Raw genomic sequence first — 22,372 nt, 5'->3', positions numbered from 1 at the left:
GGGCATGAGCATCTGGTCGAAACTGCGCAGCGTGTGGGCCCGCGAGGCCCACATCACCTCCCCGGAGGAGCTGCTGGCCGCGCAGCGCAACCAGCGCCTGGACGGCGGCGTGCTGGTCACCAACGACTCGAGCCTGCGCCACAGCGCGGTGTGGGCGTGCCTGCGGCTGCGCGCCGACCTGGTCTCCACCATGCCGATCGACGTGTACCGGCGGGTAGGCGGGATCCAGATCGAGGTTCCCAAGCCGCCGGTGCTGGTGAACCCCGGCGGGCAGCGCGTCGGCGCGCAGGAGTGGCTCTACTCCACCCAGGTCGACCTGGACAGGGCCGGGAACACCTTCGGGCTCATCACCGAGCGCTCCGGGATCATGGGCCCGGACGGGCACCACCTGCCCGCGCGGATCGACCTCCTGGCCCTGTCGGACGTGGCCGTGCGCGCCCGTGGCGCCGAGATCACCAAGTACATCGTGGCCGGCGTCGAGTACGACCCGTGGGAGATCTGGCACGAGCGGCAGTACACCGTGGCCGGCATGCCCCTGGGGCTCTCTCCGGTGGCCTATGCGGCCTGGAGTATCGAGGAGTCCCTGAACGCGCAGAAGTTCGCCAAGGAGTGGTTCGGCGGCGGCGCGATCCCCCTGGCCGAGCTGACCAACACGGCCAAGAAGATCGACCCGGCCGAGGCGAAGATCGCCAAGGACCGGTTCCGGGCCGCCGTCTCCACCGGCGACCTGTTCGTGCACGGCAACGACTGGGAGTACAAGCCCATCCAGGCCGTGGCCCAGCAGACCTCGTTCATCGAGGCCCGCCAGTTCGGCCTCACCGACATCTCCCGCTTCTTCGGCTGCCCGGCCGACCTGATCGACGCCGCGGTGTCGACGGGCACCGTGACGTACGCCAACATCAGCGAGCGGAACCTGCAGTTCCTGATCATGCACCTGGGGCCGGCAGTCTCCCGGCGCGAGGACGCGCTGACCCGCGGCCTGGTGCCAGGGCCTCGGTACGTCAAGCTGAACAGGTCGGCGCTGCTCGCGATGGACGCGGAGGCCCGCGCCCGCGCCATCCAGACCCGCATCGCCTCGCGCACGCTCGCGCCATCGGAGGCGCGCGAGCTCGACGACCTGCCGCCGTTCACCGAATCGCAGCTCGCGGAGTTCGACCGGCTGTTCGGCATCCCTCGCACGCAACCCACCACCGCCACGGGAGCGACATCATGACCGCGACGTCTCTGGCCGCCGCCGCGGCGGCCCGCGCTCAGCACGTCCGCCAGCGCGCCGACCGCCCCTCACAGCGCCGCTGCGCCGAGCACGCGGCCGCCCGGGCGGCCGCCCTGGTGCCCGCACGCATCGAGCTGCGCGCGGCCGACGGCGACGGCGGACTGCTGGAGTTCAACGGCTACGCCACGGTGTACGAGCACGGCTATGAGATGTGGGACTACTACGGGCCGTACACCGAGATCGTGTCGGCCGGCGCCGGCGCCGAGTCGCTGGCCCGCGGCGATCTGGACGTCCCCCTGGTCCTGCAGCACAACCAGCTCCGCAGGATCGCCCGCACCACCAACGGGTCGCTCGAGCTGACGGAGGATGACAACGGCCTGTCCGTCCACGCGCCGAGCCTCGACCCGGCTGACCACGACGTGGCCTACATCGCGCCGAAGTTGCGGGCCGGGCTGATCGACGAGATGAGTTTCGCGTTCCGCATCAGCTCCGGTCAGTGGAGCCCGGACTACACCGAGTACCGGATCAACCGGTACGACATCCACCGCGGCGACGTCGCGATCGTGGGCTACGGCGCCAACCCGGCGACCGAGGCCACGTTGCGCACCGCGGCCGCGCCGTCGAGCCGGGCCAGAGCGCTGCTGGAGATCGCGCTCGCCCGCTGACCTCACGCCCCCCGGGGCCAATCGGGGCCACCCTGATCTACCCGCTGTGCGGGTGCTTTGCCCTGCGCTCTGCGCGCACGAGCCCATCCGGCGCGAACGCCTCGGATGGCCGTCTGACCTGGACCGGGGCGTCATGAAATCCGATCAACAGGAGGAGTACGAGCCATGACGCTCGCCGAACTGATCGCGCAGGCGCGTGAGGCGCTCGACGCCGCGATCGCCGCGCGCCGCCAGGAGCAGGACGCGCTGCTCGCGCTGCGCGCCGACCCGGCGCTGACCGAGGAGGCGGTTGCCGCGCGCATCGCCACCCGGGACGCGGCCGATGCCGAGGTCACCCGCCGGCAGACCGCCCTTGACGAGCTGCTCGCCGAGCAGGCCCGCGAGGAGGAGATCGCCGCCGCGCAGGCCCGGACGGCGCCGACCGGCGTCCAGCCGCCGACGCGCGCCCGGGTGGCGCGCGTGGGCAGCGAGGAGCGGACCTACCGGCCCGACCTCGACCGGGCCGGCGCCGGGTTCGAGAGGGACGTCGCCGCGGCGTTCATGGGCGACTACGAGGCCCGCGACCGGCTCTCCCGGCACATGCAGGAGGAGCGGGTGGAGCGGGGCGACCAGCTCCAGCGCGCCGTGGGCACGTCGGCGTTCAGCGGCCTGGTGGTGCCGCAGTACCTGACCGACCTGTACGCGCCGGCGGCCGCCGCCAGGCGCCCGTTCGCCGACGCGATCCGCCACCACCCGCTCCCGGCCTCGGGTATGACGGTGGAGATCTCCCGCATCACCACGTCCTCGAGCACGGCGCTGCAGGCGAACCAGAACACGGCCGTGTCCGAGCAGAACATGGACGACACGCTGCTGACCATCCCCGTGCACACCAACGCCGGCCAGCAGACGGTGTCCCGGCAGGCGATCGAGCGCGGCACCGGCATCGAGCCGGTGGTGCTTGACGACCTGTTCCGCCGGTACGCGACCACGCTGGACTCCACCCTGCTCAACCAGGCCGCCACCGGGCTGAGCGCGGTGGCCACCGCGGTCACCTACACCGACACCGACCCGACCGCGGCCGAGGCATACCCGAAGATCATCGAGGGTCTGGCCGGCGTCGAGGCGGCCCTGCTCGACCAGGCCAGCGGCGACAACCTGGCTGTCATGCACAGCAGGCGGTGGTACTGGCTGCAGAACGCGCTCAGCGACAGGTGGCCGCTCATCTCGCAGCCGGGCATCGTCCCGCAGACCCTCGGCGCCAACTTCGCCGAGGCGTACGGGCGGGGCGTGCGCGGTGTGCTGCCGAACGGGACGCCCGTGATCGTGGACAACAACATCGCCACGAACCTCGGCGCGGCCACCAACGAGGACGAGATCTTCCTGGCGGACCGGCTGGAGTGCCACCTGTGGGAGGACGCCTCGGCCCCGATGTTCATCCGCGCCGAGCAGCCCAAGGCCGGCGAGCTCGGCGTGTTGCTGGTGGTCTACGGCTACTTCGCCTACACCCACCAGCGCTACGCCCACGCCCGCAAGGTGACCGGGACGGGCCTGGTCGCGCCCACCTTCACCGGTCTCTAACCGACCCGCCAGGGCCCCCGTTTAGCGAGGGCGGGGGCCCTGGCGCCACCTCCAGGAGGGGAACGATGACCGAAGACCCGATGATCGCCGCCCTGCTGCGGGAGCGCGCCGGGTACGTGCAGCGCGGCATGACTGACCGCGTCGCGCAGGTGGACGAGCAGCTGAAGCTGCGCGGCCACACCCCGCCCGCCGCCGACGACAGCGAGGGCGCGCCGCCGGCCGACCGCTCGACGCCGCCCCGCGGCCGCCGCACGCCGCGCAGGAGCAAGACCTGATGGCGGAGGCGTACCTCACAGTGGAGATCCGCCACGACCCGGTGTATCAGGCCAGCCGCCCCTACCAGGCGTGGATGGCGTGGTGCGCGGCCGAGGGCGTCGACCACGACGGCAGCTGGCTGGTGGAGGTGTACGACGAGACCCCGGTCCGGGTCGTGCGGCACGTCATCGAGCTGCACCCGGTCACCGGCGAGTGGCTGACCGACCCGGAGACGGGCGAGCCGCTCACGCACGTCGAGACCCGCACGGCGTCCACGCTGCCGCCCCTGCAGGGCTACGTCGTTCGCTGATGCGCGATGGCGACCCGGCGCAACACCTGCAGCAACCCGTGCCTGACGAACGACGTGGCGGGCTGGGGCGGCGGCAGCGCGCCGACCCGGACGCCCGTGGTGGGGTTCGGCCGCCCGTTCGCCGCCCGCTACACCGCCGGCACGTTCTCCAGCACGGCGCGGTGCGCCGTGGCGGCCGGGCTGACCTACACCTTCAGCGAGTACGTCTACATCGACAACGTGGCCCCGCTCATCTCGGGCAGCGTGTACGTCGAGTGGCGCAACGCCGGCGGCGGAGTGATCACCTACAGCAACGCGCCCTACAGCGCGCCCGGCCGCACCGTCACGCGCGTCTCCGTCACGGCCACCGCGCCCGCCGGCGCGGTGACGGCCGAGGTGATCACGGACAACTACAACTTCGGCACCGGCCCGGGGGACTTCACGATGGTCCTGGCCGAGCTCGGCGAAGCGCTGCTCGCCTACTTCGACGGCGACACCGCCGGCGCCCGCTGGGACGGCGCCCCCGGCAATTCGTCGTCGACGCTCGAGGACGAGGTCACCGAAGGGCCCGGCCGGCTCTCGGCCTCGGCCGAACCGCTGGCCGTGCTCGAGGCGGCGGTGCGGCCGGGCGCCGTCGTCACGGCCGGCGCCGCGCCGCTGGCCACCGTCCGCGGCACATCTGCATAGGAAGGGGGGCCAGTGTTCGGAATCGGTGCACCCGTCCGGCTGTCCACCGAGGTCCGCACGCCCGCCGGCGCGCTGGTCAACCCGGCCACCATCACCCTGTCGGTGATGCAGCCCGACGGCATCGTGAGCGGCCCGCACACGCCCGTCAGCGACGGCGTCGGCCTGTTCCACTTCGACTTCTCGCCCGCCCAGGCCGGGCGGCACATCGCCCGCTGGGTGACCACCTCGCCGAGCGGCGTCGACGAGGAGCCGTTCGACGTCGCCGCCGAGTGGGCCGAGGCGGGCATCTTCAGCCTGACCCAGGCCAAGAAGCAGCTCAACATCGAGCTGGACGACCACGACGACGACGAGGAGATCGCCGGCTTCCTGCGCAGCGTCACCGAGCTGTGCGAGCGGCGCGCCGGCTCGCTCGTGCGCCGGGTCGTGACCGAGAAGCACCGCGGCGGCTACGCCTTCGTCCTGGCGCGGCCGCCGCTGCTGTCGCTCACGTCGGTGACGGCGGCCGGCGCCGGCGGCGTCGACCAGGACGTCGCCGATCTGGACGTCGACCTGGAGACCGGCATCGTGCGCCGGCGCGACGGCAGCCTGATGCCCGGGCCCGTCGACGTCGTCTACGTGGCCGGCCGCACGGTGTTCCCGGCCAACGTCATCCAGGCCGGGAAAATCCTGCTGCAGCACCTGTGGGAGACGCAGCGCGGCCAGATGGGCAGCGCGCGCGTCGGCGGCGCCGATGAGGTCTACGACCCGCGCTTCGGGTTCACCGTGCCGCGCCGGGTCGAGGAGCTGCTGCCCGAGAAGTACGGAGGCTTCGCATGAGCACCTCTCGCATCCCGGCCGTCATCGCCGAGCTGCTCGACCGGTTCGCGGCCGCGGCCACGCTGCAGGGGGTGCGGATCGTCGACGGGCCGCCCGTCACCGGCGACCCCCTGCGCGAAGCCGTCTACGTCGGCTACGACGGCGACCCGGACGGCGAGGGCACCGGCGCCGAGTTCACCCAGGAGTGGGCCTCGATCGGGCAGCGCGCCCGGGGCGAGACGTTCAGCGTGACGTGCGCCGTGGTGGTGTGGCGCGGCTCGACCAAGGTGGCGCCGGTCCGGGTGCGCGCCTTCGAGGTCCTGGCCGCCGTCGAGGACCTGGTGCGCGCCGATCCGTCGCTCGGCCAGCCGCCGCCCACCGTGGCGGCGTTCGCGTCCGGCTCGCTCGTGCAGTCGCAGCGGGCATCCGGCATGGAGTGCCGCATCCCGTTCCAGATCCAGTGCCAGACCCGCATCTAGGGAGATCGCGTGAGCAAAGAACCCGTGAGCAGGTTCAAGAACGTGTCCGGCGCGGCGCTCCGCGTCGGCCGCGTCGACGGCCCTCTCGTGGAGGCCGGGGACGTCACCCGGGCGGCCGGCCAGGTGACCAGCCAGACCGAGGACGCCTACATCGTCGGCGAGGGCGACCAGGCCCGCGCGTGGCCGAAAGCCACGTGGGAGCTGCTGCCGCCCGAGGCCAAGACCAGCAGGAAGGATGGTGAGTAGTCATGGCCACGGGTTCCGGTCTTGACGCACAGATAGGGTTCGCGGCTGAGACCGTGGTCGGCACGCCGGTGACGCCGACCCGGTTCCTCGAGTTCAACACCGAGGGCCTGGCGTGGAAGCCCACGTTCGTCGAGCCCGCCGGGCTGCGCGCGGGCCGCAAGTACAAGCGCGCCTCGCGCCTGGTCCAGGCGCGCAAGACGGTCGAGGGCAGCGTGGAGCTGGACTGGCCGACCAAGGGCATCGGCCTCATCGTGGCGCACATGCTGGGGTCGGCGGCCGTGCCGCAGCAGATCCTCGCCACGAGCGCCTACAGCCAGATCCACACCCCGGGCGGGTTCGTCGGCAAGTCCCTGACCGTCCAGGTCGGCCGGCCCGAACCGTCCGGCGTGGTGCGCCCGCACACCTACAGCGGCTGCAAGATCATCTCCTGGGAGATCAAGCTCGCCAACAACGGCGTGGCCACGCTCTCGCTCGAGGTCGACGGGTGGGACGAAGCGACCGCCACCGCGCTGGCCACCGCCTCGTACGTGCCCGGCAGCGAGGTCTACAGCTTCCAGCAGGGCACGCTCAAGCTCGGCGGCACCGCCACCACGACCGCCGGCGAGATGAGCGTCGCCGGCGGCACCGCGGTGGCCACCGTCATCACCGAGCTCAGCATCAAGGGCGAGACGCCCATGGCCCGCGAGCGGTACGGCATCGGGCAGAGCGGCGTCAAGCGCGAGCAGCTCGAGAACGACATCCCGAAGATCACCGGGTCGCTGTCGGCCGAGTTCGCCCGCGACGAGCTCTACATGCTGATGAAGGACAACACCACGTTCGCGCTGGAGTTCGCGCTGACCGGCTCGCCGATCACCGACGGCGGCGGCAACAACTTCAGCGTCAGCGTCATCGTCCCGGCCTGCAAGCTGAAGGAGGCCGCGCCCAACGTCGGCGGCCCGGACATCGTGCAGATGAGCAGCGCGTGGGAGGGCTACGACGACGAGGTGAACGCCCCCTTCCAGATCAAGATCGTCAGCGACGACACGACGCTGTGACGGCGCTGTGACGATCGACGTCCGCATCACCGGCGCCGAGCAGCTCGGCGCGCTGGCCAAGCGGCTCAAGAGCGCCGGTGACGGCAAGGCCCTGCGCAAGGAGCTGCTCAAGGCGATCAGGACCGGCGCCAAACCGGCGCTGGCCGACACCCGCCAGGCGGTCCGCAACATCCCGGTCACCGGCGCGCGCGGCGGCGGCCGCCGGCAGCGGGAGAACGCGCAGTTTCGCGACAGCTTCGGCAAGGTGCTCGACCGCGCCGACGAATCCGAGCTCGGCAGCGACGAGCTGGTGGCCAAGGAGGAGCGGGCCCGGGCCCGCGCCCGCCGCGGGTCCGGGCTGCGCGACTCGGTGGCCCGCTCGCTACGGCTGAACGTCAAGACCGGCAGCCGCACGGCGCGGGTCCGCATCGAGGTGGACGCGGCCAAGCTGCCCGAGGATCAGCGCAGCCTGCCGCGCCACCTGGACAACCCGAAGGGGTGGCGTCACCCGCGCTTCGGTGACCGCCGGCACTGGTACCCGCAGAAGGGCCGGCCCTGGTTCGAGGTCACCATCCGCAAACACCTGCCCGCCCTGCGGGCGCACGTCCTGAAGGCGATGGACGACATCGCCAACCGAATCGAAGGGTAGACACATGGGGCTGCAGAAAGTCACCTACGCCGGCGAGACCATGGAGATCGACCTCCAGCGGCTGCCCATCCACGAGGGCATCGCGCTGCAGCGGGCGACCGGCATGGGCGCCGTAGCGCTCGGCGAGGGCCTCAAGGCCGGCGACTTCATCGCCATGGCCGGGTTCGCCTGGCTCATCCTGCACTTCAGGATGGGCAAGGACATCACCTACTCCGACATCTGCGACGGCACGTTCCCGGTGGACTTCCGCGAGTTCGAGATCGAGGCGGCGGACGAGCCGGACCCTCATTCCGCCGGCGCGCCGTCGGCGTAGTCGGCGAGGACCTCGAGGCCAAACGGCTGCGCTATCTGCCGCTGCTGGCCCACTACTTCGGCCTCCACCCGCGCGACATCGACCGGCTCGACATCAGCGAGTTCGAGCTGTTCTGCAGGGCTGCTGACCAAATGAATAAGCCACCCGGCTGAGCCGGCGAGGGAGGTGTCATGTCCTCCCTCGCCTTCGACGTCTTCGCCCGCGACCACGCGAGCAGGACTTTCGACCAGGTCGGCAACTCCGCCAAGCGGCTGGAGAGCCGGCTGGACGGAGTCGGCACGTCCGCCGGCGGGCTCGGCGGCCGCCTGGACGGCGCGGGCAAGTCGCTGGCCGGGTTCGGCGTCGACCTGGACGGGCTCGGCGACCGGCTCTCCAAGCTCGGCGGCAACATCTCCGGGCTCGGCGGCCGACTGTCCGGCCTGGCCGGACCGCTGGCCGCGGCCGGCGGCGGCCTGGCCAGCATGACCACGAACGTCGTCGCCTCGGCCACCAAGCTGGGGGCGTTCGCCGGCGCCGCCGCCTCGGCCGCCTCCAGCGTCAGCGGCCTGGTGGCGGCGCTGGCGCCGGCCGCCGGCGCACTGGCCGCGCTGCCCGGCGCCCTGGCGCTCGGCGCGGCCGCGCTCGGCACCCTCAAGCTCGGCCTGGCCGGCGTCTCCGAGGGATTCGCCGCGGCCGTCAGCGGCGACATGTTGACCTTCATGGAGGGCGCCAAGGACCTGCGGGGCGCGGCCGCCGACGTCGCCTACGAGCTGTTCCAGATGGCGCCCGCCTTCCAGGGCCTCAAGACCGCCGCGCAGGACGGCATCTTCGCGCCGATCGCCGGCGAGATGTGGACGCTGCTGCCGGTCCTGAACGCGCTGCAGGGCGGCATTACCAAGGTCGCCGGCGAGTTCGGGCAGGCCGCCGTCGAGCTGCTCAAGTTCGCCCGCGCCGGCGAGAGCGTCAGCGCCATCGCCAACATCTTCACCTCGACGCAGTCCGCGGTGGCCGCGTTCACGCCCTCCCTGGCTCCGCTGCTGGCCGGGTTCCGCGACCTGGCGGTGATCGGCTCGCAGTGGCTGGCCAACCTCGTGCCCGGCCTGGCGGAGGCGGCCGAGCGGTTCGGCCGCTTCCTGACGCACGCCGCGGCCAGCGGGCAGGCGCTCGCCTGGATGAACAACGCCGCCGACGTCTTCCGGCAGCTCGGCGCCATCCTGGGCGACCTCGGCGGGATCATCAACGCCGTCTTCACCGCGATGAAGACGGCCGGCGGCGACGCGCTCGGCGTGCTCGGCCAGCTGCTCGACGGGCTGCACGCCTTCCTCGACAGCGCCGACGGGCAGACCGTGCTGGTCAGCGTCTTCACCTCGCTGTCGACGGTGGCCGCCGCGTTCCTGCCCGTGCTGCAGGCCGTCGCCGGCGCGATCGGCGAGCTCGCCCCCGGCGTGGCCGCGCTCGCCACCGCGGTCGGCCCCGTGCTCACCACGGCGATCACCGCCCTGACGCCCGCGCTGGCCGCGCTCGTGTCCGGGATCACCGCGGTGATCGCCGGGGTTCAGGCGGGCGTCGAGGCGCTCGCCCCCGCCCTGGCGCCGCTCGGCCAGACCCTCGGCGCCGCCCTGGGCGCCCTGCAGCCGCTGTTCGCCTCGATCGGCCAGGCGGTCGCCGCGGCGCTGCCCGGCATCCAGGCGTTCCTGCTGGCGGTCACGACCGGGCTGGCCTCGATCGGGCCCCTCCTGGTGCCGCTCGGCTCCGTGATCTCCGAGGTGTTCGGCGCGCTGCGGCCGCTGTTCGCCGGCCTGGTGTCCGGCATCCAGGCGCTGCTGCCCGGCGTGCGCACCTTCGTCGGCGCCCTCGGGGTCGGCCTGGCCTCGATCGCGCCCGCGCTTGCGTCGCTCGGCCGCGCCTTCGGCGGCATCCTGACCGCGCTGTCGCCGCTGCTGCCGGTGCTCGGCGCCCTGGTCGGCCTGGCCGGGGAGCAGCTCGGCCACGCGCTGCGCAGCGTGATCCCGAGCCTGGAGCAGCTGGTGGCCGGGTTCGGCGCGGCGCTGCGCATGCTCATGCCGATCGTCCCGGTGATCTACGAGACCGCGGCCATCATCCTGAACGCGCTGATCCCCGCCCTGGCCGGGTTGCTGCCGAAGTTCGCCGAGCTCGCCGGCCCGATCATCACCGCGCTGGCCGGGGCGCTGGTGTCGATCCTGCCGTCCCTGCAGCTGCTGGTCGCCTCCTTCGGCCAGATGCTGCTCGCGCTCGCCCCCGCGCTGCCGCTGATCTTCCAGCTCGCCACGACCATCATCACCAGCCTGGTGCCCGCCCTGGCGCCGCTGCTGCCGCAGATCGGCCAGCTGGTCACGCAGCTGATCAGCGGCCTGGTGCCCGCGCTGACGCCGCTGATCCCGATCATCGGCCAGATCGTCGCCGTGCTGGGGCAGACCTTCGTCGGTGTGCTCGGCGCCCTGGTCGGCAAGATCGTCGAGATTCTGCCGCCGCTCAGCGAGATGGCGCAGATCCTCGGCGCCGCGCTGCTGGACGCTCTGCAGAAGCTCGCGCCGCACATCCCGGCCCTGGTCGACGCGCTGCTCGACTGGCTGCCGGCGATGGTCGGGCTGCTGCCGTCGCTGACGCAGCTGGCTGTCGCGCTGCTGCCGCAGTTCATCGACGCCCTCGACCGGATCCTGCCGCTGGTGCCCGGCCTCATCACCAGCATGATCCAGCTCAACCAGGTCATGTATCCGCTGATCCCGCTGTTCGCCGACCTGCTCGCCGAGCTCGCCCCGCACATCCCGCTGTTCATCCAGCTGGCCGCCGTGATCGCCGAGCAGCTGCTGCCGCCGCTGATCGAGCTGCTCACGGTCGTCACCCGCATCGTGTCCGGCACCATCCGCGAGTTCACCAAGCTCTACGACCGGCTCGTGGGGCACAGCATCATCCCCGACCTGATCAACGGCATCAAGGACTGGGTGTCCAAGCTGCCCGGCATGTTCCTGGAGTGGATCGGCCGGGCCAAGGACGCCGCCGTCGAGAAGTTCAACGACCTCATCACGGCGGCCGGCCAGATCCCCGGCCAGATCGTCGCCGGCCTCGGCAACCTCGGAGGGCTGCTGTACGACTCCGGACGCAGCATCATCCAGGGCCTCATCGACGGCCTCTACAGCATGCTGCAGGCCGCCTACAACGCCGCCAGCGACATCCTCGGCCGCATCCGCAACCTGTTCCCGTTCAGCCCTGCGAAGGAGGGCCCGTTCTCCGGGAAGGGCTGGACGCTGTTCGCCGGGCAGTCCATGGCCGAAGGACTGGCCAAGGGCCTGACCGCCGGGCAGAGCATGGTCAACCGCGCGGCCGCCGGCCTCCTGAGGGGCGCGCAGGTGTCGCTCACGCCGACGCTGTCGGCCGGCGCCGCGGTGGTGCCGCTGACGCCTCGAGGCGGCGGGCAGATCATCAACCTGTACTTCAACGGCCAGCCGCTGGTCGACCGCGACGAGATCTTCCGGATGATGATCGCGGCCCTGAACGAGGCCCAGGCCCGTGGCTTCAACCTCGGCGCGGCGGGCGGGCGGCCGGCATGACGATGCCCGAGGCGTTCGCGGAGATCGCGTTCATCAAGGACGCCACCGACGGCAGTCCGCTGTGGCGCGACGTCAGCGACGACGTCGAATGGTGGAAGGGCGTGCGCATCTCCCGGCGGCGCAGCCACGAGCTCGACGAGGTCCAGCCCGGCACACTGTCCCTCGCGCTCACCAACGAGGACGGCCGCTACACCGCCGGGAACACCGCCTCGCCGTACTACCCGAACGTGCGCATCAACCGCCCGATCAGGATCCGCGCCCGGTGGCCGCTGTCGGCCAACCGGCTGCTGTACCACCAGGCGCGCGGCATGCTCACCAACCCGGTCACGGGCAGCGTGCTGTGGTCGGCCGAGCAGGGCACCCTCGCCGAGGACCTGGCCGTCTTCCCGCCCGGGCAGACCAGCTCTGTGCGCTGGGCCACCGGCACGCTCTCCTCGACCGGCCGGCAGCTGCGCATCGGCGCCGCGGCCGCCACCACGGCGACCAGTTGGGGGCTGCACGTCGACGCCGGCAGCGCGTACACCTTCAGCTGCCAGATCCGCCGCAACGCCTCCCTGGCGCTCAGCGTCTCCGCCCGGTTGCGCTGGTACGACGCCGCGGGCGCCTTCCTGTCGGAGTCGGCCGGGACGGCGCGCGCGCTCACCACGGCGTTCCAGTCCCTGACGGTCACCGCCACGGCGCCCGCGGCCGCGGTGTGGGCGCGCGTCGTGGTGGCCAACACCACGACCACCACCGGCACCGTGTCCGTGTACGTCTCGGCCGCGCAGTTCGAGCAGGCCGCCTCCGCGGCCGCCTGGACCAGCCCCGGCCTGGAGTACATCCGGTACACCGGATTCGTCGACAAGTGGCCGCACGCCTGGGACAACGGCGTGCTGGGCGTCGTCAGCCTCACTGCCACCGACCGGATGAAGCTCCTCGGCCGGCAGTCGCTCGGCGCGGTCCCGTTGACGGACAACCAGCTGTCCGGGGCCCGGGCGGAGGCCCTGCTCGCCGCCGCCGGCGCCACCCCCGCCATCATCGACACGGGGGTGTCCCTGCTCGGCCTGACCGGCAACGAGGCCACACAGAAGATCCTGCAGCTGCTGCGCCAGGTCGCCACCTCCGAGGCCGGGCTGTTCTTCATCGGCCGCGACGGCATCGCCGTCTTCCATGACCGCGGCCGCCGGCAGCGTCCCTCCAGCGTGGTGCTCACGGTCGAGGCCGACCAGTGCGGCGACGGCCTGAACTTCCTGGTCGACGACGCCCTGCTGATCAACGATGCGACCGTCGTGGACGCCGCCGGGGGCGTGGCGTCGGCCACCGACAGCGCCAGCATCGACGAGTACGGGCAGTACAGCGGCCGCCTGGAGACCAACCTCATCCCCGCCGAGATCGCCGACCGCGCGCAGTACCTGCTGTTCCGCTACAAGGAACCGGCGCCGCGCGCCAGCCAGATCACCATCGAGGCGCGCTCGCAGCCCGCGCTGTGGCCGGCGCTCCTGGACAGCGAGATCGGCCAGCGCATCCAGGTCACCAACCTGCCCGCGAACGCGCCGACCGGCACGCTCGACCTGTGGATCGAAGGCGTCCAGGACGTGATCACGGACGAGACCTGGTCGTTCACCATCGACCCGTCGCCCGCCTCCACCACCGTGGCGTTCATCCTCGACGACCCCCTCTACGGCCTGCTCGACCACAACGTCTTGGGATGGTGACCGTTGAAACGAGCCGCTCTGCGCTTCGCCGAGCACGCCCTGCCCGCCCCGGCCCCGATCCGGCGCTGGGAGCACTTCTGGGACTTCCTCGACTCCCAGCGGGCCCGCGCCGGTGGGCCGCCCGTCGCGCGCCCCACCGGGCACAACCCCACCGCCACGGCGTACGCCCGGGTCGACGAAGGCCGGTGGATCGCCGACTGCCCCTGGGGCTGCGGCGCCGCCTTCAACCTGCCCGCCGGCGCGAACACCTTCTGGTGCACCGAGTGCGCCGGCGGAGGGTTCGGCAACACGGCCGCGCTCGCCTGGCCCGCCGACATCACCGCGCTGACGGCCAACCTGGAGACGCTGCCCGCGATCCTGCAGTTCTGGCCCTGCCCGCCATGCCGCGGCCACCAGCGCACCGACGCTTCCAAGATGTGCGAGACCTGCCTGCGCATGCAGGGAGAGGGGGCCTGAGTGGCTACCGTTCCGACGCCCCGAACGTGGACCGTGGGCGAGCTGCTCACCGCGGCCAAGATGAACACCGACCTGCGCAACGGCCTGAACTTTCTGCTGTCGGGCAAGCCCCTGGCCTCCCTGGGCAAGTCGGCGGGGCAGGTTTTCAACGACAGCGCGTTCAATGTGGTCACCTGGGACACCGAAGCCATCGACCGTGACAACGGGCACAGCAACGTGACCAACAACTCCCGCTACGTCTCACAGACGGCCGGCTGGTATCGCGCGTCGGTCATCCTGGGGTGGAGCAGCAACTTCGCCGCCGGGGCCAGACAGGCGTACCTCAGGAAGAACGGGGGCGTGGGCGGGTCTCTCCTCGGTAGCACCATCGGGGACGCTGCCGGCAACTTCACCACCACCACTGTCACCGGCCTCTACTTCCTGGCTGTGAACGACTACGTGGACGTCCAGGCCATGCAGGCTTCCGGCGGAGTGATCGAAGTCAACTCCAACTACGCACGCTTCGAGGTCGAGTGGGTCGGCGCCACCTGATCAGGGCGCGTCCGCGCGCACGTTGCACACCCCGTACGGGCCTTCACTCTTGTCCTCCCGCACCACCTTGCCGTCGACCTTGATCCGGCACGTGATGGTGCCCTGCTGGCCGGCGTTCTGCGCGATCAGGCTCAGCGGCACCGGCTCGCCGGCGGAGACCTCTTTGCTGTAGGGCAGCGTCACGCCGGACTCCTGCTTGATGTCGAAGCCGAGCGAGTACGTCAGCGTCCCGATGCTCGTGGCGCCGTCCGCGCCGGACACCTCGAACACGACGGCCTGGCCGCCCGCGGCCGCGCCGCTGCTCTGCTCGCCGCCCGGCTGCCGGCCGAGATCCAGGCGGGTCCGCGCCGGCTCGGCCGGGCCGCTGGTGATGGCGGCGGAGTAGAGGGCGCTGGAGACCACGCCGAGCCACGACAGGACCCAGAAGAGGATCCAGGCGCCCGACAGCACCCAGCCGAGGATGACGCCGGCCAGGGCCATGCCGCGCCCGTCGGTGCCGTCGCGGCGGATCTGGCCGATGGCCACGTGGCCGAAGATCACGGCCAGGATGCTCGTCAGGCCGCAGCTGATGAAGCCGATCAGGCCGAGCACGAGGGACGCGACGGCGAGCCCGTTCGTGCGCGGTGCGGGCGGCTGCCCGTACGCCGGGTTGGGCTGGCTGTAGGGCTGCTGCGGATACGACATCGACGCTCCTGGAATCGGGGGGTGCTGATGTGACGCTCGAGGCCGATCACTGGTTGACCTCAGAAGGGAGGTGGGTGTGACCGACCAGCAGCCGGGCACCATCGAGCTCGCCGTGGCGAAGCTTTCCGAGATCACGGCCGTCGGGTTGGCCGAGATCAAGGGACAGCTTGCCCTGCTCATGCAGCGCGCCGACCACGCCGACTGGCGAGTCGACCAGCTGACCCAGCGGCAGGATGCTGACCGGGCCATGCACGCCGCCGAGATCGAGGCCCTGGAGAAGCGGGTCGACGCGATCGAGCGCGACGGGGTGACGCGTCCGCAGCTTGCCGAGAGCCGCCGGCAGCTCATCGGCATCTTCAGCGTGATCGTCGCCGTGATCAGCGTGATCGTCACCGTGGTCGGCCTCATCATCGCGCGCGTCTGACTCCGTCGACGCCCCTCACCGAGCCCGTCGCCGAGGCGGAACCGCGGCCTCCGATGAGGCTGCCCCCGGACAGGAGGACACCCCTTGCCGTACCTGACCCAGCTTGCCGACGTCGCCCGCCGCACCGGCCATCCGGTCGTTGAGGTGCCCGGCTGGCGCACCCGTGGCCACGGCCCGCAGCCCGAGGTGCGTGGCATCGTCTGCCACCACACCGCCGGCCCGCGCGCGGGCGGCGACTACCCATCGCTGCGGGTGGTGCGTGACGGCCGGCCCGGCCTGGGCGGGCCCCTGTCGCAGTTCGGGATCGGCCGGTCGGGCCGGATCTACGTGATCGCGGCCGGAAGGTGCTGGCACAACGCGCCGTCGACGTCGCCGCTGCACACCAACTCCTGCTCGATCGGGATCGAGGCCGAGAACTGCGGGTCGCAGCCGTGGCCGAGGGCCCAGCTCGACGCCTACTGGACGCTGGCCGCGGAGCTGTGCCGGGAGTTCGGGCTGCCCGTCGCCCGGGTCAAGGCCCACCGCGAGGTCAACCGGCTAAAGCCCGACCCCGCCGGGATCGACATGAACGACTTCCGCGCGGCGGTGGCGGTGCTCCTGACGGGCCCGTCGCCGGCGCCGCGCGCCACCTGGACGGAGGAGATCGTGAGAGACCTGCCCCTGCTGCGGCCCGGCGCGAAGGGCTACGACGTGAAGACGGTGCGGGCGAACCTGTTCGCCCGCGGCGGGCTGGCTCCCGGCCGGTACGGCGGGCAGCTCGGCCTCAAGGCCTGGCTGGAGAGCACGGAGTATGACGACGAGCTCGCCGTCGACGTCGCCGCGTTCCAGCGCGAGCAGGGCCTGGACGACGACGCGATCGTGGGGCCGGCCACCTGGCCGGCGCTGCTGCGCGTGAGCTGACCGTGCTCGACGACCTGGCCCGGCAGTACCTGATGAAGGCTGCCCGGGCCACCCCACCCCGCGGCGCGGCCGCGACCCCAACCCCCGTGGAGGAACAGATGCTCGAGTACGACAAGACCCGGTCCGCCAAGGTCGAGCCGAAGGTGAAGGCGGGCACCATCGGCGCCTACCTCGGCCTGCTCGCGATCCTCGCGCCGCTGCAGGCGGTCAACGCCGATCTCGACCTGATCGCGTTCCTGCCCGACTGGCTGGAGACCCTGGCCATCCCGCTCGTCCCGGGCCTGGTGACCTACGTCGCCGGGTACGTCGCCAAGCACGCGCCCCGACCGGATCTGCCGCCCTCGCAGCGGTAGCCCCTGGCCAGACACAACGAGTCCCCGCCCGGTCCTCACGGATCGGGCGGGGACTTCGTCGTACACGCGCAGGGTACGGTGGCCAGCGTTCCGGCGGCGCGGTCTAGACGGGAGACCTTCCCCGAGTCGAGGCAGTAGCGGCAGGAGATGTGCGCGAACGCAGGATCCTGCCAGCGGCGGTCCTCCCAGAGAGGCGGCGGCTCGGCGGGGGGCGGCGGCGGGTTCTCGACGGGATCGCTTGGCCCGCCTACCGTGCCGCGACCCTGGCAGCACCGGCATGTCAGATCGTGGGGGCCGAACGATTCCCAGCCGCGCCCCTGGCATTGGGGGCAGGTGATGGGGTCGGTCATTGGTAGCCGAGCCCCTTGCAGGCGCGGCACTTGATCCACTTGCGGCCCTTGTTGTCCTCGGTGCCGTTGACGTCTTCCCAGTTGCCGCCTTCACCAAGGCACGCGCCGCACGTCGTGCGTTCCTCGTCATCGTCCTTCTTGGGCATGCCTCGACAGTACGACGGCCAAGGCAGCCTGTCAGCGGAACAGTTCTATAGCTCTGACCAGTGCATAAGCGAGCCCCCGCCCGGATCGGGCGGGGGCTCTTTCGTCGTGTCCGGGGCTAGAACGGCGGCTCGCTCGACAGCTGCTGCCAAGGGCCGGCGTAGGCGTCGCGTTCCCAGACCAGCCGGGCCGGGTTGTTGCGCATGATCAGGCTGGCCTGCTCGCCGGTCACCAGCTCGGCGTCCGCCTCCGGTGGCGTCCCGTCGGTCACGGTGTACTCGACGCCGCGCTGCCGGATGCTCTCCCGGGCCCAGCGCAACTCCTTCATCAGCTGCACGACCCCGGCGGCCACGATGCGGGCGGCCGGGCCGAGCTCCCAGATCTTGCCGCCGGCCTCGTCGTAGGCGGCCTGGATCTCCTCCAGCGTCAGCGGAGGCTCGTCGTCGGGCTCCTCCAGGGGCGGGCCCATGAACCGCTCGTGGTAGTCGTCCCCGTAGTCGTCCTGGTCGTAGTCGGTGTCGGCGCTCATCATGCTCCCGTCATTCAGTTGCCGCGGTCTCGATGTCGTCCAGCAGCGCGCGGAGCTCGGCGACGACGGCGCGAGCCTGCTCGGGGTGGGTCCGGGCGTAGGACTGAAACGCCGGCCGCCGGATCCGGCTGATCGTCGCCCGCAGGCGTTCCGCCTCCGCGGTGAACACCTCGACAGGATCGGCGGGCGCGGCGGGCTCGGCCTTCAGGTCGCCGGCCAGGTAGGCGCGGATCTGCGCGGCGGCCGCGACCGGATCGAACCGGCCGGCGCCGGCGACGACGGCCGCGGCGCCCTTGAGTACCGCCGCGGTGACCCGCACGCCGTCGGCCTCGGCCACCGTCTGATACACCACGGCGGCGGCGTCCTGGCCGTGCCGGTCGGCCAGCGGCAGCAGCTCGCGGACCTGCCCCTCGTTCAGGGTGGTGAGACCAATTGGTCTCAGTCGTTCGGCCAGTGGCCAGGCGGCGATCAGCCGGTCGGCCTGGCGGCGGGTCATGTCCCATCGGCTCGCGCAGTAGGCCTCGAAGGAAGGGTACTCGGCCCGGTAGAGACGCGCATCGCGAATGGTCTGCAGGGCCTTGCCGGCCGCCCACCACGCCAGGCGGAGTCCCTCCAACGCGGCCTCGCAGGTGTTCAGGTCGGCGAGCTCGTGCTCGGTGAGGTCGCCGGCGGCTTGCGGCTGGATGTACGGGGCGGGCACCGCGTCGGGATCCGGAGGGGTCAGCGGGGCGCCCGCCGGCGGCGTCTGGACCTCGGCGGCCGCCGGGGGCTCGGGGTCGACCCACGGCGGCGAGACGTCGGCCAGCTCGTCGCGGCGGGCGATGAGGTCGTCGAAGCCCCGGCGCTTGCCCTTGCTCTTGCCCTCGCCTCTGGCCGCCGTCATGCGTGGGCCCCGTGGCGGGCGCGGCCGCCGCGGTGGACGCGGCCGATGTTGAGCAGCAGCTCGGTGTGGACGGCGGCGACGTCCTCGCGGAGCCTGGGCGCGTGCCGCTCGTTCCAGCGGGTGATGGGTACGCCGGCCTTGAGGCTGTTGGGCCACGCCCGGTAGAGGCGGACGAACGACCGGAAGTGCGGGATGCTCTGCCGGTCCAGGGTGTCCCAGGCGTCGAGGACATGGTCGGCGCCGACCTGAGGGTTGGCCTTGGTGACGACGACGGCGTACGGGACGCCGAGCTCGGCGACGCGCCGCGCGGTCCGCAGCGTGGGCAGGACGGACTCGGGCTCGTGGTCGTAGGGGATGAGCACGAAGGAGGCCTGCCGGACGATCCGGGAGAGGATGTCGGCGCCCTCCAAGCTGCCCGGGCAGTCACCGAAGATCGTGTCGATGTGGCGCATCCCGCGGATGCGTTCGGCGTGATCGGGGTCGAGCTCGTGGACCACCTCGTATCCGGGCGAGTCCATGACGCTGGTCAGGTCGTAGGAGGAGGCCTGCGGGTCGGCATCCCAGACGAGCGCCCGGCCGTTGGCCTTGACGGTGTGCGCGGCCAGGGCGAGGGTCAGCATCGTCTTGCCGACGCCGCCCTTGCCGTTGACGATCGGCACGAGGTAGCTGTCGGTGCGGCGGGTGATGGCCGGTGCGAGTGCGCCGCTCGGAGCGGTGGCAGTCATGTCGGTCTCCCAGGGGAAGAGGTCAGGGGCCCGGAGCCCCTCTTTCGGGTCGAAGGGGTTGGAGTCGGGCACGCTACAGCGCGGCCGTGGCTGGGTGTGGGAGGCGCGGTGGGCGGTGCGGGGGGAATGGGTGTGGCCCGCACCGCCCGGTCTGGAGAAGGGTGGCCCCGCGAAGTGCCCACCACTGCGGGGCCACCCGCCCGGCGGCCGCACCGCCGGGGCTGGCTGGCCGTCGGCTCCCGAGGGGCACCTACACCCGGGAGCCGAGGCCGTCTTAGGGGATGAGCTCGCTGGCGAGGATCACGGGTAGATGCACAGCCCCGCCGACAGGAAGTCGGTGGTGTGCCCGCGCAGCGGCGGAGCGGCGGGGTTCAGCCGATCGCGCAGCGCGTAGGCGCCCTGGGCGTTGGGGATCTTGCACCACTCGAAGCGGGACTCGCCGGCGGGCCACCATGCGGCGCCGTCGAGCTCCAGTGAGTACAGGTACTGGTTGGCGTCCATGTTCTCCTCTTCTTGGGACGTGCCCGCCCCTACCGACCTCTGGCAGGTGGTCGGGGTCGGCAGGGGCGAGGGTTGTGCGGCCCCGCCCCGCCCGAACGAAGGGCGGGGCCGCAGTCCGGCCGGGGGACGAAAGGGCGAATCCCGCGCCGGCCGGGGTGGATCCACCTGGCCGCCGTGGTTTTGGGCGGGCAGCGACGACGGCCAGGTGGGTCTATGGGGTTAGGTGCCTGCGTAGCAGGACCGGTACTCGGTGTCGTCCGGGTAGGCGGTGGCGCTACGGCCGGGGATGCCGAGCTTGAGCGTCTCAAGCGACGGCACGCGCCAGTAGGAGCGGCTCAGCTGGTCAGTGTCGGCCGGTTCGCTGGACGTCGGTTCTCCCTGCCCAGTCATGCGGCGCGTTCCCACAGCTCGGCATAGATCATCTTGCCGCGCCGTGTGTCCTGCTCGCCATAAGCGTTACTCAGGGCGCTCACTGCCCGATGAGCCTCTGGCGCGTCGGCGTCGTTGAGGTCGTTCGCGTAGTGGAGCTCAAAGCGAATCCGCTGCCCGGTGGGCGTGCGGTCCACCAGGGTGATCAGGTTCAAGTTGCTCACCGGGCTGGAGCGGGCGAGTCCGACAGCGAAGAGCTGCTGGGCCAGGTGATAGGCATCACTGGCACGTCGGGGAAGGGTCTCGCTGACGAGGGCCTGCGCGTAATGCGCAGCGGCCACAGCGCTACCAGGAAGTGCGGGGTAGTCCTGGGTCCATGTTGTCACGGTCACCGCCAGACAGGGAGATCTGTATATGCGGCTCGGTAGCCGCACAGCTAGCTTGCAAGCTGCATGTGCAGCACGTCAAGCTGTATCTGTGAATCAACCGGCATACGAACGAATTGCGGCCGATCTGAGGAGCCGCATTGCGCGAGGCGATCTCGCTCCCGGAGCGCGCCTACCTGCGCGTCAGGATCTCGCAGTGGAGTACGACGCAGCTCAGGGCGTCGTCACGGAGGCGACCAAGCTCCTGGTGCGCGAGGGGCTGCTCGTCAGCCGCCCCGGCGCCGGCATGTTCGTGCGACGAAGGCCGCAGCGTCGCGCCCTGGTGCGGTCGTGGTTCAGGGAGCGTCGGGCCGGCAGTCCATTCGCTCAGCAGATGCAGGAACAGGGCCGCCAAGGTGTCTGGGAGTATCGATCTGACACCATGCAGGCGCCCGCTGAGGTGCGCGATCGCCTCGGCCTGGCGGAGCCAGATAGCGAGACCCACGACGTCATGCGCACGGCTTACGTATTCCGTAGCGACGACGATGAGAGCCCGTGGATGACCTCCACCTCGTGGGAGCCGCTCAGCATCACGAAGGGGACGGCCATCGCCTTCCCTGAGGCGGGTCCGCATGCCGGGTGCGGAGTCACGCACCGCATGGCGGCCATAGGCATCGAAGTGGACGCCTGGGATGAGGAAGTGTGGGCGCGTCCCGCCTCCCCAGAGGAAGCGCGGCAGCTCGGCGTCGGCCCCGGGTCCGTTGTCCTGGTCGTCGAACGCTCGTACTTCGCGGGGGAGCAAGTGGTGGAGGTTGCGGACATCATCGTGCCAGCGGATAGCACCAAGCTGATATACAACGGGCCCGTTGGGGACGGTCATGCTCGGCCGTCGCAATGATCTCCGATGCGGCAACGCAGCGGTCGTGATCCTGCTTGGATTAGCTTTCGCTCGATCAATGAGCGCGGCCCCGCCTGTATACGGTGCAGGCGGGACCGCTGATACCCGGTCGGACGGTGCTCCTTGACGTCCGCCGGGAGCCCAGAAGCGACAGCTTAGAACACCAAGCGGGATGCTGACAGTAGACGTGGGGCGTACGTAGGCACAAGCCCTGCACGGTACGTAGGCACGTGATCAACTGGCCTCATGCACTCCTACGCTCAAGATCGTGACGATCGACCCCGGCAGTTACACGCCGGTCTACGTGCAGCTGGCCGACATCATCCGCGAGCGCATCGCGCGTGGCCAGTACGCACCGGGCCAGATCTTGCCGAGCGAGCAGCAGCTCATCCAGGAGTTCCTGGTTGCTCGCGTCACCGTGCGCAAGGCGCTGGCCGAGCTGAAGGCGGAGGGGCTCGTGGTCACTAAGCCTCGCCAGGGAACCTATGTCCGCGAAGAGGCAGATCGAGACGCCGTCGTCGTCGAGGGGGAGGCGGACGTCATCGCGCGCATGCCAACCCCAGACGAGCGGCGCAAACTTGGCATCCCGGCTGGGGTGCCGGTCTTGGTGGTCGAGCGCGAAGGTCAGGCACCGGCAGTCCTGCCGGCTGACCGGAAGATCGTACGACTCAGGTGCAAGGGCTGAATCCGCGCCGATCCGCGTACTTCCGCTAGGCTCCGCAAACCGTCTGCGCTGTCACTTTATGCTGTCACGCCTCACTCAAAGATGATCTTCGAGCGAGGGTTTCCCCAGGTGGGGAGCTGGTAGGGCGCCCGGGGCTCGAACCCGGAACCTACGGATTAAAAGTCCGCAGCTC

The 22,372-nt window shown here is 71.3% G+C and carries 30 protein-coding genes; 21 read left to right on the top strand and 9 right to left on the bottom strand.

The window, feature by feature from the left end:
- Positions 1-4 precede the first annotated feature (4 nt).
- The 12 genes from KME80_RS37690 (at position 5) to KME80_RS37635 (ending at position 8,161) form a co-directional block, all read left to right on the top strand.
- The gene (locus tag KME80_RS37690) at positions 5-1,213 is read left to right on the top strand and encodes a phage portal protein (RefSeq protein WP_219512770.1); all 1,209 of its coding nucleotides are present in this window, start codon (positions 5-7) and stop codon (positions 1,211-1,213) included.
- Positions 1,210-1,878, top strand: a complete 669-nt coding sequence (locus KME80_RS37685) for an HK97 family phage prohead protease (RefSeq protein ID WP_219512761.1) — start codon at positions 1,210-1,212, stop codon at positions 1,876-1,878. Before KME80_RS37690 ends, KME80_RS37685 begins: the two co-directional genes overlap by 4 nt.
- A 165-nt stretch (positions 1,879-2,043) precedes the next feature.
- Complete coding sequence (locus KME80_RS37680; RefSeq protein WP_219512759.1) at positions 2,044-3,435, top strand: phage major capsid family protein; 1,392 nt, start codon at positions 2,044-2,046, stop codon at positions 3,433-3,435.
- A 65-nt stretch (positions 3,436-3,500) separates the two neighbouring features.
- A complete protein-coding gene (locus tag KME80_RS37675) occupies positions 3,501-3,710 on the top strand; it encodes a hypothetical protein (RefSeq protein WP_219512750.1) in 210 nt (69 codons plus the stop codon).
- A complete protein-coding gene (locus tag KME80_RS37670; protein WP_219512748.1) occupies positions 3,710-4,000 on the top strand; it encodes a hypothetical protein in 291 nt (96 codons plus the stop codon). The genes KME80_RS37675 and KME80_RS37670 overlap by 1 nt, the downstream gene beginning before the upstream one ends.
- Positions 4,001-4,006: 6 nt before the next feature.
- The gene (locus KME80_RS37665) at positions 4,007-4,666 is read left to right on the top strand and encodes a hypothetical protein (protein WP_219512746.1); all 660 of its coding nucleotides are present in this window, start codon (positions 4,007-4,009) and stop codon (positions 4,664-4,666) included.
- Positions 4,667-4,678: 12 nt separating this feature from the next.
- The gene (locus KME80_RS37660; RefSeq protein WP_219512744.1) at positions 4,679-5,482 is read left to right on the top strand and encodes a hypothetical protein; all 804 of its coding nucleotides are present in this window, start codon (positions 4,679-4,681) and stop codon (positions 5,480-5,482) included.
- Entirely contained in the window at positions 5,479-5,940 is a 462-nt protein-coding gene (locus KME80_RS37655) for a hypothetical protein (RefSeq protein ID WP_219512742.1), read from the top strand. The genes KME80_RS37660 and KME80_RS37655 overlap by 4 nt, the downstream gene beginning before the upstream one ends.
- Before the next feature lie 9 nt (positions 5,941-5,949).
- Complete coding sequence (locus KME80_RS37650; protein WP_219512740.1) at positions 5,950-6,186, top strand: hypothetical protein; 237 nt, start codon at positions 5,950-5,952, stop codon at positions 6,184-6,186.
- A 2-nt stretch (positions 6,187-6,188) separates the two neighbouring features.
- Entirely contained in the window at positions 6,189-7,220 is a 1,032-nt protein-coding gene (locus KME80_RS37645; protein ID WP_219512722.1) for a phage tail tube protein, read from the top strand.
- A gap of 7 nt (positions 7,221-7,227) precedes the next feature.
- Entirely contained in the window at positions 7,228-7,848 is a 621-nt protein-coding gene (locus KME80_RS37640; RefSeq protein WP_219512720.1) for a hypothetical protein, read from the top strand.
- 4 nt (positions 7,849-7,852) lie between these two features.
- The gene (locus tag KME80_RS37635; protein WP_219512718.1) at positions 7,853-8,161 is read left to right on the top strand and encodes a hypothetical protein; all 309 of its coding nucleotides are present in this window, start codon (positions 7,853-7,855) and stop codon (positions 8,159-8,161) included.
- Here the strand turns inward: KME80_RS37635 and KME80_RS37630 are convergent.
- On the bottom strand, positions 8,134-8,292 hold the full coding sequence (locus KME80_RS37630; protein ID WP_219512716.1) for a hypothetical protein: 159 nt from the start codon (positions 8,290-8,292) through the stop codon (positions 8,134-8,136). The genes KME80_RS37635 and KME80_RS37630 overlap by 28 nt on opposite strands.
- A 39-nt stretch (positions 8,293-8,331) precedes the next feature.
- Between KME80_RS37630 and KME80_RS37625 the strand changes: the two genes are divergently transcribed.
- From KME80_RS37625 to KME80_RS37610, 4 genes are read left to right on the top strand one after another with little or no spacing between them, the layout of a single operon-like run.
- Positions 8,332-11,709, top strand: coding sequence for a phage tail protein (locus tag KME80_RS37625; protein ID WP_219512713.1), 3,378 nt, complete (start codon positions 8,332-8,334; stop codon positions 11,707-11,709).
- Positions 11,706-13,403 carry a hypothetical protein gene (locus KME80_RS37620; protein ID WP_219512711.1) on the top strand — a complete coding sequence of 566 codons (1,698 nt, stop codon included), beginning with the start codon at positions 11,706-11,708 and terminating at the stop codon, positions 13,401-13,403. The genes KME80_RS37625 and KME80_RS37620 overlap by 4 nt, the downstream gene beginning before the upstream one ends.
- 3 nt (positions 13,404-13,406) lie before the next feature.
- On the top strand, positions 13,407-13,859 hold the full coding sequence (locus tag KME80_RS37615) for a hypothetical protein (RefSeq protein WP_219512709.1): 453 nt from the start codon (positions 13,407-13,409) through the stop codon (positions 13,857-13,859).
- Positions 13,860-13,892: 33 nt separating this feature from the next.
- Entirely contained in the window at positions 13,893-14,390 is a 498-nt protein-coding gene (locus KME80_RS37610; RefSeq protein WP_219512701.1) for a hypothetical protein, read from the top strand.
- On the opposite strand, the gene KME80_RS37605 is transcribed toward KME80_RS37610, so the two are convergent.
- Positions 14,391-15,074 (bottom strand): MmpS family transport accessory protein, encoded by a 684-nt coding sequence (locus KME80_RS37605; RefSeq protein WP_219512699.1) that lies wholly within the window; start codon positions 15,072-15,074, stop codon positions 14,391-14,393.
- Between the two features lie 76 nt (positions 15,075-15,150).
- Between KME80_RS37605 and KME80_RS37600 the strand changes: the two genes are divergently transcribed.
- From KME80_RS37600 to KME80_RS37590, 3 genes are all read left to right on the top strand, one after another.
- A complete protein-coding gene (locus tag KME80_RS37600; protein ID WP_219512697.1) occupies positions 15,151-15,498 on the top strand; it encodes a hypothetical protein in 348 nt (115 codons plus the stop codon).
- Positions 15,499-15,582: 84 nt separating this feature from the next.
- The gene (locus KME80_RS37595; RefSeq protein ID WP_219512689.1) at positions 15,583-16,398 is read left to right on the top strand and encodes a peptidoglycan recognition protein family protein; all 816 of its coding nucleotides are present in this window, start codon (positions 15,583-15,585) and stop codon (positions 16,396-16,398) included.
- Between the two features lie 2 nt (positions 16,399-16,400).
- Positions 16,401-16,751 carry a hypothetical protein gene (locus KME80_RS37590; protein ID WP_219512681.1) on the top strand — a complete coding sequence of 117 codons (351 nt, stop codon included), beginning with the start codon at positions 16,401-16,403 and terminating at the stop codon, positions 16,749-16,751.
- Positions 16,752-17,097: 346 nt separating this feature from the next.
- On the opposite strand, the gene KME80_RS37585 is transcribed toward KME80_RS37590, so the two are convergent.
- From KME80_RS37585 to KME80_RS37555, 7 genes are all read right to left on the bottom strand, one after another.
- Positions 17,098-17,247 carry a hypothetical protein gene (locus KME80_RS37585; protein ID WP_219512679.1) on the bottom strand — a complete coding sequence of 50 codons (150 nt, stop codon included), beginning with the start codon at positions 17,245-17,247 and terminating at the stop codon, positions 17,098-17,100.
- A 116-nt stretch (positions 17,248-17,363) separates the two neighbouring features.
- Positions 17,364-17,777, bottom strand: a complete 414-nt coding sequence (locus tag KME80_RS37580) for a hypothetical protein (protein ID WP_219512677.1) — start codon at positions 17,775-17,777, stop codon at positions 17,364-17,366.
- Between the two features lie 7 nt (positions 17,778-17,784).
- Positions 17,785-18,657 (bottom strand): hypothetical protein, encoded by an 873-nt coding sequence (locus KME80_RS51055; RefSeq protein ID WP_246646415.1) that lies wholly within the window; start codon positions 18,655-18,657, stop codon positions 17,785-17,787.
- Positions 18,654-19,382: a ParA family protein gene (locus KME80_RS37570; RefSeq protein ID WP_219512669.1), complete on the bottom strand. Its 729-nt coding sequence runs from the start codon at positions 19,380-19,382 to the stop codon at positions 18,654-18,656. The genes KME80_RS51055 and KME80_RS37570 overlap by 4 nt, the downstream gene beginning before the upstream one ends.
- A 300-nt stretch (positions 19,383-19,682) precedes the next feature.
- A complete protein-coding gene (locus KME80_RS37565) occupies positions 19,683-19,883 on the bottom strand; it encodes a hypothetical protein (protein WP_219512667.1) in 201 nt (66 codons plus the stop codon).
- Between the two features lie 219 nt (positions 19,884-20,102).
- Positions 20,103-20,273: a hypothetical protein gene (locus KME80_RS37560; RefSeq protein WP_219512665.1), complete on the bottom strand. Its 171-nt coding sequence runs from the start codon at positions 20,271-20,273 to the stop codon at positions 20,103-20,105.
- Entirely contained in the window at positions 20,270-20,593 is a 324-nt protein-coding gene (locus KME80_RS37555) for a hypothetical protein (protein WP_219512663.1), read from the bottom strand. Before KME80_RS37555 ends, KME80_RS37560 begins: the two co-directional genes overlap by 4 nt.
- A 136-nt stretch (positions 20,594-20,729) precedes the next feature.
- Here KME80_RS37555 and KME80_RS37550 point away from each other — a divergent pair, with 136 nt between their 5' ends.
- Both KME80_RS37550 and KME80_RS37545 read left to right on the top strand, forming a co-directional pair.
- Positions 20,730-21,515, top strand: a complete 786-nt coding sequence (locus tag KME80_RS37550; RefSeq protein WP_219512660.1) for a GntR family transcriptional regulator — start codon at positions 20,730-20,732, stop codon at positions 21,513-21,515.
- 268 nt (positions 21,516-21,783) lie between these two features.
- Positions 21,784-22,200, top strand: a complete 417-nt coding sequence (locus tag KME80_RS37545) for a GntR family transcriptional regulator (protein WP_219512658.1) — start codon at positions 21,784-21,786, stop codon at positions 22,198-22,200.
- Positions 22,201-22,372: the final 172 nt, after the last annotated feature.

This window comes from Nonomuraea ceibae, assembly GCF_019396325.1.
GTDB lineage: Bacteria > Actinomycetota > Actinomycetes > Streptosporangiales > Streptosporangiaceae > Nonomuraea > Nonomuraea ceibae.
The sequence above is the reverse complement of the archived record's forward strand: the minus strand, read 5'-3'. Positions and strand labels throughout refer to the sequence as shown.

Coding starts and splice junctions, on each gene's coding strand:
- KME80_RS37690 (WP_219512770.1), top strand. CDS start 5: ATGAGCATCTGGTCGAAACTGCGCAGCGTGTGGGCCCGCGAGGCCCAC.
- KME80_RS37685 (WP_219512761.1), top strand. CDS start 1,210: ATGACCGCGACGTCTCTGGCCGCCGCCGCGGCGGCCCGCGCTCAGCAC.
- KME80_RS37680 (WP_219512759.1), top strand. CDS start 2,044: ATGACGCTCGCCGAACTGATCGCGCAGGCGCGTGAGGCGCTCGACGCC.
- KME80_RS37675 (WP_219512750.1), top strand. CDS start 3,501: ATGACCGAAGACCCGATGATCGCCGCCCTGCTGCGGGAGCGCGCCGGG.
- KME80_RS37670 (WP_219512748.1), top strand. CDS start 3,710: ATGGCGGAGGCGTACCTCACAGTGGAGATCCGCCACGACCCGGTGTAT.
- KME80_RS37665 (WP_219512746.1), top strand. CDS start 4,007: ATGGCGACCCGGCGCAACACCTGCAGCAACCCGTGCCTGACGAACGAC.
- KME80_RS37655 (WP_219512742.1), top strand. CDS start 5,479: ATGAGCACCTCTCGCATCCCGGCCGTCATCGCCGAGCTGCTCGACCGG.
- KME80_RS37645 (WP_219512722.1), top strand. CDS start 6,189: ATGGCCACGGGTTCCGGTCTTGACGCACAGATAGGGTTCGCGGCTGAG.
- KME80_RS37635 (WP_219512718.1), top strand. CDS start 7,853: ATGGGGCTGCAGAAAGTCACCTACGCCGGCGAGACCATGGAGATCGAC.
- KME80_RS37625 (WP_219512713.1), top strand. CDS start 8,332: ATGTCCTCCCTCGCCTTCGACGTCTTCGCCCGCGACCACGCGAGCAGG.
- KME80_RS37620 (WP_219512711.1), top strand. CDS start 11,706: ATGACGATGCCCGAGGCGTTCGCGGAGATCGCGTTCATCAAGGACGCC.
- KME80_RS37605 (WP_219512699.1), bottom strand. CDS start 15,074: ATGTCGTATCCGCAGCAGCCCTACAGCCAGCCCAACCCGGCGTACGGG.
- KME80_RS37585 (WP_219512679.1), bottom strand. CDS start 17,247: ATGCCCAAGAAGGACGATGACGAGGAACGCACGACGTGCGGCGCGTGC.
- KME80_RS37580 (WP_219512677.1), bottom strand. CDS start 17,777: ATGATGAGCGCCGACACCGACTACGACCAGGACGACTACGGGGACGAC.
- KME80_RS51055 (WP_246646415.1), bottom strand. CDS start 18,657: ATGACGGCGGCCAGAGGCGAGGGCAAGAGCAAGGGCAAGCGCCGGGGC.
- KME80_RS37570 (WP_219512669.1), bottom strand. CDS start 19,382: ATGACTGCCACCGCTCCGAGCGGCGCACTCGCACCGGCCATCACCCGC.
- KME80_RS37565 (WP_219512667.1), bottom strand. CDS start 19,883: ATGGACGCCAACCAGTACCTGTACTCACTGGAGCTCGACGGCGCCGCA.
- KME80_RS37560 (WP_219512665.1), bottom strand. CDS start 20,273: ATGACTGGGCAGGGAGAACCGACGTCCAGCGAACCGGCCGACACTGAC.